The sequence below is a fragment of the Lentisphaerota bacterium genome (genome assembly GCA_016873675.1).
In the GTDB taxonomy this organism is placed as follows: Bacteria; Verrucomicrobiota; Kiritimatiellia; order RFP12; family JAAYNR01; genus VGWG01.
This window is the reverse complement of record VGWG01000126.1, coordinates 1-7,269: the sequence shown is the minus strand read 5'-3', so window position 1 is coordinate 7,269 and position 7,269 is coordinate 1. Positions and strand designations below refer to the sequence as shown.

Annotated in this window: 7 protein-coding genes; 1 reads left to right on the top strand and 6 read right to left on the bottom strand. The window is 66.0% G+C overall.

Features of this window, described 5'->3' with window-relative positions; translation table 11 throughout:
• The 6 genes from FJ222_11300 to FJ222_11275 all read right to left on the bottom strand — a co-directional run.
• The coding region (locus FJ222_11300; GenBank protein MBM4165007.1) for a sulfite exporter TauE/SafE family protein at nt 1–290 on the bottom strand (290 nt) is incomplete at its 3' end.
• A gap of 32 nt (nt 291–322) precedes the next feature.
• Nucleotides 323–1,000 (bottom strand): deoxyribose-phosphate aldolase, encoded by a 678-nt coding sequence (deoC, locus tag FJ222_11295; GenBank protein ID MBM4165006.1) that lies wholly within the window; start codon nt 998–1,000, stop codon nt 323–325.
• Nucleotides 1,001–1,009: 9 nt separating this feature from the next.
• Entirely contained in the window at nt 1,010–1,864 is an 855-nt protein-coding gene (locus FJ222_11290; protein MBM4165005.1) for a hypothetical protein, read from the bottom strand.
• Between the two features lie 41 nt (nt 1,865–1,905).
• Entirely contained in the window at nt 1,906–2,733 is an 828-nt protein-coding gene (locus FJ222_11285) for an adenosylcobinamide-GDP ribazoletransferase (protein MBM4165004.1), read from the bottom strand.
• A gap of 103 nt (nt 2,734–2,836) precedes the next feature.
• Entirely contained in the window at nt 2,837–5,617 is a 2,781-nt protein-coding gene (locus FJ222_11280) for a hypothetical protein (GenBank protein MBM4165003.1), read from the bottom strand.
• Nucleotides 5,614–6,405, bottom strand: coding sequence for a hypothetical protein (locus FJ222_11275; protein ID MBM4165002.1), 792 nt, complete (start codon nt 6,403–6,405; stop codon nt 5,614–5,616). The genes FJ222_11280 and FJ222_11275 overlap by 4 nt, the downstream gene beginning before the upstream one ends.
• A 159-nt stretch (nt 6,406–6,564) precedes the next feature.
• On the opposite strand from FJ222_11275, the gene FJ222_11270 reads away from it, so the two are divergent.
• Nucleotides 6,565–7,269 (top strand): hypothetical protein (locus tag FJ222_11270; protein MBM4165001.1); only part of this gene is annotated, 705 nt, incomplete at its 3' end.

Sequence of the window (7,269 nt, the reverse complement as noted above, 5' to 3'; positions counted from 1 at the left end):
ATCCGTCCGATGAGCGCGGTTCCCGCGACAATGCCAGCCACCGCCCACGGCAGGGCGCGCCGCAGGTCGCGCCAACTCGCCGAGCGATGCCAGTGCGCCAGCGCAAACAGGTCGCCCAGGATCAGCATGGGCAGGATCAGCCCGCTCGCGGCCTTGCCCGGGATGACACTGGCGACCAGAGGGATGGCGAGGATCGAGACCCCCGGCATCCCGCCCTTGGAGAGGCCCTGAAAGAAGGCCGCCGCAAACAGAAGCGCCCAGGTTCCGGATGTGAGGGTGGAGGTGTCCATAGACAGAGCGCCGATGACGGCGTGCGGCACGCTCAATCAACCCCTGTCCGGCAGGCCTGCAAGATCGCGCCGGTGCGGGAGCAGCCGATGCGGGAGCAGCCGAGGTCGCGGAAACGGATGACGGCGGCGAGGTCGCGGATCCCGCCCGAGGCCTTGATCTGCACCTGCGGTGCGCTGTGCCGGCGCATGAGTCGGACGTCGGCCTCGGTCGCGCCGGCCGGGCCGAAGCCGGTGGATGTCTTGACCCAGTCGACGTCGAGTTCCGAGCAGATGTCGCAGAGGCGGATCTTCTGCGTTTCGTTCAGGTAGCAGGTCTCGAAGATCACCTTCAGGCGGCCCCCTTGCTCGCGGACCTCGGCGAGCACGGCGTGAATGTCTTCGTGGACCTCGCGCCAGGCACCGGAGACAACCCGTGAGATGTTCACCACCAGATCGAGCTCCTGCGCGCCGTCGTCCAAGGCTCGGCGGGCTTCAGCGGCCTTGATCACAGACATGTGGGCCCCGTGCGGGAATCCGATGACCGTGCTCGTGGCGACGCCGCTGCCGCGGAGGATTTCGGCGCAGCGGGCAACGGCATACGGGAGAATGCAGACGCTGGCCACGCGCCACGCGGCCGCATCGCGGCAGCCGGCCTCCAACTCGGTGTCCGTCAGGTCGGGTTGCAGCAGGGCGTGGTCGATCAGGCGGGCGATCGCGGCGGGATTTTCCATGCGCGCTCCTTACTTCACCGGCAACAGATCCTGCAGCCGGTCCCATTCCTCCAAATAGCGTTCAAGAAATGCGGTTTCCGGTTGGGCCGCCAGTTCGAAGATCAGGTCGCGCACCTCCTGCTCCTCTTCCGCGTACTGATCCGGGGTGAAGAGTCCGCCGAAATGGGCGAGGCGCAGCCAGACGAGGTAGGTCGTGAGCGCGTCGAAACAGTTGTATTCGACGATCTCGCGCCACCGGCCCGCCAGCCAGAGCCCGGCGACATCGTCGCCGCAGGTGCCGAACTTGCCCGGAATTCCTGAGAGCCGGGCGATTTCGTTGAGCGAGACGGTGCTCTTGCCGCCCCAACTCCCGAGGATCTCCATCATGTCGATGTGCCACTCGTTGTCACGCGCGAAGTAATCGCACCCTTCCCACGGCTTGTCGGGGCGGCGGCAGAAGTCCGGGACGGAGAGGCCGTTGACCACCGCCCGCTGGACGAGGATCTTGAGATCGGAGGAGCGGGAGTTGAAACCCACAAGCTGGGGTTTTCCCTTGCCGATGGCGCCGAGAAACTTGGAGAGGATGGCGGCCTCCGCCTGCTCCCCGGGGTCGTCAGGTCTGCGCGGCAGCCAGAGCAGGTCGAGTTTGCGCACGTTGTTGACGAAGCGGCGGCGCACGGCGGCAATCGAGACGACGCGGCAGAGGACGGTCTTCAAGAACGGGGTCGGGTCCTCGGCCGTCGCGCCTCCGTGCGCCCACATCGCCTCCAGCACCCGTTGCGGCGGGGTCGCAGGCGGCAGGTCGTGGAGGACGATCCCGGCGTGCGGGTCGGGAACCCATTCGCAATCAAAGGCCCAAACCTCTTTCTGAATGCTTTTGAACATAGGCACTCCGTTTTGAATCGGGGCGGCGATGGCACGCGCCGTTAGATCAGGCAGGCGGTGACGAGCGCGAGCGTTTCGGTGAGCTCGGTGGCTGCGCCGAGGACGTCGCCCGTGAGGCCGTCGATCCGGCGGACGGCAAGCCAGGCGACCATCGGCAGGGAGAACGCGGCGGCGAGCAGCGCGCCCACCGCGACGGGCGGGTCCAGGGGCACCAGGAAGATCGCCGCAGTGGCGGTCGCCAGCAACAGTTGCGTCTGCGTCAGTCCCTGGCGGGCTGCGGCCGCCATCCCGTCTTCGTGCGCCAGGGGGATCTTGGTTGCGTGGATGAGCAGGGTCAGCGCCCAGCGGCCAATCACGGGCGCGGCGACGATCGGCCACAAGTGGTACAAAATCGTCAGCAGGCCGTCGGTGGTCGCGGTGAATTGCACGAGATGCGCGACCGCTGTGACCTTCAACAGGAGGATGAGGACCAGGCCGATGATGCCGAAGCTGCCCGCATGCGGGTCGGCCATGATCTGCCGCCGCCGCTCGCGGGTGCCGGAGACCCAAAAGGCGTTCCAGCAGCGGGCCCATCCATCGAGGTGCAGGCCGCCGGTCATCGCCGCGCCGATGGCGACCACGAATACCGCGACAGGCATCGGCGCGTGAGCACTGGACCCTGCGGCCACAGCCACGGTCGCCAGCAGGACGGCAGGTATGCCGATGACCGCGCCCACCAGCGGAAACCAGCCCGTGATTCGCTCCCAGGGGGCGTCAGAGTTGTCGGTCTGCCGCACCGGCAGACGGGTCAGCATCGCAAACGCATTAAAAATGTGTCGCATCTCACACCCAATCTTACTCGCGCGGCGTATCGCCGCAGGCATCGCCATGGCTTCCGCAAAGATGCCGACATGGTAGAATCTCGATTGCGCGAATACAAGCAGAATCCTAACCCGAGTAGGAGCAGTAAAAAACGCAACTGGCGAACGCGGGCTAGATGCGAGACAACGAAGTCAAATCGCATCCGTTCAAAAACGCCCCCACCCGCTGCAGCAGTGCGTCCCGGCTGGCCGCCGCCTGCAGCGGACACGGCAACCCGTCCCGAAAGCGCTTGCCGTAGTTCTTGGTGACGATCCGCGGGTCGGCGATCACCACCAGCCCGCGGTCTTGCGTCGAACGGATCAGGCGGCCAAACCCCTGACGAAAGCGAATCACCGCCGTCGGTACCGAAAACTCGCGGAAGGAGCTGCCGCCCCCGGCGTCAATCCGCTCGCACCGCGCCTCGACCACGGGGTCGCCCACCGCCAAAAACGGCAGGCGCGCAATGACCACGCAGCTCAGCGCCTCGCCCACCACGTCCACCCCCTCCCAGAACGACTGCGCGCCGAACAGCACCGAGGCCCCGCCGCTCCGGAAGGAACGGGTGATCTGGTCGCGCGAAATCCCCTTGGCCTGCATCAGCAGCCGGATCCCCGCCTCGGCCAGCGGCTGCCGCAGCAGGTCGGCGCATTGCTGCATCATCTGGTAGCTCGTGAACAGCGCCAGGGAGCGTCCACGCGTCACCGTGAAGACGTCGAGCATCAGCCCCGCGAGCTGTTCCACGTAGACCGACGACTCCTGCCCGCTGCGCGGTTCGGGCAGGAACGGCGCGGCCAGCACCTCGCACTGCCTGACAAAGTCAAACGGGCTCGCAGCGAGGCAGGTCGTCAGCCGCTCCGGTTCGATCCGGTCCACCCCGAGGCGGCGCGCCACGAAGTCGAAGCTGCTCCCCACGCGCAGCGTGGCCGAGCAGAAGACCACCGTGCTTTTCTTCCGGTAGATCTGCTCTTCCAGCGCCCGTCCCACGCTCAGCGGCGCGGCCCAGACCTCCCCCAGCACAGCGCCAGCGCGTCCGCGCGGCGGGCGCGGCGGGCGCGCCCGGCCGATCCAGAACACATACTCCGGATCGGCCGCGTGAAGCGCAAGCTCGATGTCGCAGGCCATCTGCTTGAGCGTCAGCGCCGCGCCGCCGACGTCGGAGACCTGATCGGCGTAAAGCCCCAGCTCCCCCTCGATCTGCACCCCTAGGGCCGTCGCCAGCCGATCCAGGATCGCCGCCGTGCGCCGCAGCGCGCCGGTGAAGCTGGCGGCCGCCTCCAGGATCGCGTCACGCCCGTCCGCCGCCGTCCACGCCCGAAACCCCCCGTCACGCTGGATCTCGTGCCCGTGCGGACCCGCCTCTTCGTCGGCCCCCGCCACCCCCCGAATGCGACACGTCTCCCGCCCCTGCGGCACCGCCTGAGGCAGCGCCTCGAAGAAATCGCCCCCCGCTTGCCGCACCGCGATCAGCGAAGTTTTGGCTTCGCGCGCCAGCCGCCGCAGCTCCTGCATCGCCCCGCCCTTGTCTTTGCCGCCCACTCCGCCCTGTTCGAGCTGCTTGCGCAGGCTCTCCAAGATCCCCGAGGCGCGTCCCTTGTGCTCACTGAAAATCCGCCGCAGCAGCACCCGCATCCGGTTGGCCGTCACCTCGATCGAGAAATGGCGCGTCGCGGCGTCCTCCAGATTGTGCGCCTCGTCAAAAATCACCTGCGCGTGCGGCGGCAGGGCCCCGCCCGTTTCGCCCGCGTCGATGAAGACCAGCGCATGGTTCGCCACCACGATGTGGGCCCGCTGGGCGCGGTCTCGGACGCGGCGGACGAAGCACCGGCGGAAGTGGCGGCAGGCGCGCCCCGCGCACTCCTCGCCCAGACTCCCCAGCGTCGCCACGAAGGCGCCGTCCACGCCGCACCCGCCCAAGAGGGAATCCAGATCGCCATCGGCCGTCTGCGCTGCCCACGCGATCACGCGAGCGAATTGACGCAGCCCCGGACGGTCCAGATCGAGCATCCCCTGGTCGAGCATCAGCCCGAAGTGACGGAGGCAGAGGTAGTTGGCCCGCCCCTTGAGCAGCACCGCCCGGAGCGCCCCACCGCGTTCCGCCCCCAGCGCGGCCCGGATCAGCGGGATGTCCTTCTCGATGAGCTGGGTCTGCAGGTTGCGCGTGTTGGTGCTCACCACCACCGGTGTGTCGTTGAGCATCGACCAGGCGATGGCGGGGAGCAGGTAGCCGACGCTCTTGCCGACCCCCGTGCCGGCCTCGACCAGCACGTGCTTGCCGCCATTGATCGCCCCCGCCACGGCGCGGATCATGGCGATCTGCCCCGGCCGGGATTCGTAGCCGGGGATCACCCGCGCCAGGGCGCCGCCGGGCGCGGCGAAGGCGGCCAGCCGGTCGGGGGTGAGCGGCGTGCAGTCGGCGAGCGCCGGCAGCGCGCGCGCGTCGTGCCGGACCGGTTCGGCGACAAAGCTGTCGCTCCAGCCGCCGCAGTTTTTGCCTGCGAGCCGGACCTGATCGGCGAAGGCGCCGGCCAGTTTGGAGAGCGGCTCGTCATCCGCTTCGCGCAGCAGGAGCGCCATCTGTTCGAGCGCCCAGAGGGGCATCGCCGCCAGCCGCGCCGCGCACGCCTCCCAGACGCGCCACAAGGCGTCGGGCGGCGGCTCGTCATCCCCCGCGCCCTGTTCGGCGGCCATCTGCTTCAGCGTCTCGGCCCCGGAGGCGGGAAACGCCAGCCGATACACCTCCTCGACCGGAACCGCCAGACCGTCTCGGACGAGGCCGCGCAGCGCCTCCGTGTCATTCGTCACCACGAAACCGGGTCCGGCCGCGCCGCCTGCCGCCACCGCCTCCGGCCGCGCCACACACGACAGCCGCCCCTCGACAACCGCCGTCCAGACCGTCTTACAGGGTACACTCACAGTGTGTCCACCGGGCTCACCACCCCCATCGGCCCCTTGTTCAGCACATGCGTGTAGATCATCGTCGTCTCCACGTTGGCGTGCCCCAGCAGCGCCTGCACGGTGCGGATGTCCTGTCCCGCTTCCAACAGATGCGTGGCAAAACTGTGCCGGAAGCAATGCGGCGTAAAGCGGATGGTCAGTTCTGCGGCCTTTACGGCGTCGCGAACCGCCCGTTGCAGGATCTGATCGTCGAGATGGTGCCGTCGCACGTGGCCGCTACGCGGGTCGGTCGAGTAGTCGTCGGCTGGAAATACATACTGCCAGCCCCACGCGAACGGCGCGTTCGGGTACTTTACCGTTTGAGCAGGCTTGACATTCGGATGCAGTTTCAAGTAACCTGCCGTCTTCATCGTAGGGGAGGAAGATCGTGGTACGGGATCGATTCCACATTCAGACGACGTTGACGGGGCGGAGGATGGCAAGCCCTCCCGGTCCGTTCTCGGCGTCAAAGGTATCCCCCGGAACCGCTCGTAGTACGTTTCGATCGCGTTTCGGGCCTGCTGTACCATCCAGTTCGACACCCCAGGACTCCGGGCGGTTTCGCACAGAAACCCTTCGATTTCGCCCCGCCCCAGTTCCCTGCGCGGTCGGTTCGGATAGCGTGCGAAGAACCTGCGTACCCAAGACACACAATACGGAATGTTCTTCTCCTGTGCCCCCGCCAGCCTCAATGCATCTATGTACCCCTGAGGCCATTTGGGGTCCGGATCGAGCGGCGCGGTCGTCTGCAGTTCCGGTTGACGCATATCATGTCTCCATTACAGTCCCTTCATATGCGTCAAAGATAGACATTGCCCGTGTTGCTGTCAAGTCACTTACGACAATTTCATTGACGTATATGATGGGTTTGCGGGTGCCGCTCCCACAATATACGTGACGTATAATAACAGGTTCGCCGGAGAGAGATGATGATCAAGCGAATACTGAAGGCCATTGGCATTGGCAGTGTAGCCATGGCATCCTCGTGCTCTCACTCGCCACAACCGCCATACAAAGATGAAACAACGTCCCTGATCTACAATCTCCTCTTCTGTGACCGACTGGATCTTTTCCAGCAGAACCACAAGGGCGCACTGGTGCCGCCATGGTCCATCCTATTTGCCGAGAAGCCGGATCTCGACGTAGTTGCCGGCATCGCGGCGGATGGGTCTCAAGAATCCCGAGTTCGAATGCTCGCCTTCAATCTGCTCCGCAAAGCACAGCGCGATGTGAAGGAGAAGGAACTACTCGGAACAATCGTTGAGGTTGGACTCCCGGAAGGGATCGATACGCTCGCCGTCTTTACCGACGGTAGCACACGATACATCAACCACTCGGGCAAGATGGTCATCGTGGAGGGAACGCCAAACACTTTTGACTCGGAGATCAAACAGGTCATCGCGTCATCACAACCGATCGTCGCTGCGATTGGTCCCTGGGACAAAGAACGTCTCCCGCCGCCACAGAACGGCACAATTCGCATGACATTCCTTGTGTCGGACGGTCTCTACTTCGGGCAAGGGCCGATGGATGCGATGCAGAAGGAGAGGATGGCGGCGCCGCTCATCGATGCCGCGACAACCCTTCTTGTGAAGATGGTCCAGAAGACAACCGACGGCGATTGGGATAGG